At 50.9% G+C, this 344-nt stretch carries 1 protein-coding gene; it reads left to right on the forward strand.

The features are described from left to right. On the forward strand, positions 1-231 hold a 231-nt coding region (locus PPOP_RS24950; RefSeq protein ID WP_006288313.1), incomplete at its 5' end, for a hypothetical protein. Positions 232-344: the final 113 nt, after the last annotated feature.

Raw genomic sequence — 344 nt, forward strand, 5'->3', positions numbered from 1 at the left:
CTACAGAGCACGACCGCCGTAGAAAAGGTAATTGGCTTCTGTCCGCCGTGCGGCAGGGCTATTGTTTTCGGTCAGGAGGCATGGGAAGTCGGTTCTGCGTTGGTCTGCTCTAGGGTTTCATGCATTCTCAAGCAGATAAAGGCCGAAAAGCGGAGAGCCGGAGCGGTTTCACATATGGACCGTCTCAAAAATGCAGGAGAGCACAGTATTGCTGCGTCGCAGTCGATCTAATCGACCGCGGACTAAACCGAAGGGAGAGAAGATATGAGCAAACTTATCCTTAATACGGACTGCATGTTGTATGAGATGAATGGACAGGCACTTTACAGCACACGTCAAGTTGC

The sequence above is a fragment of the Paenibacillus popilliae ATCC 14706 genome (assembly GCF_000315235.1).
Classification (GTDB): Bacteria; Bacillota; Bacilli; order Paenibacillales; family Paenibacillaceae; genus Paenibacillus_B; species Paenibacillus_B popilliae.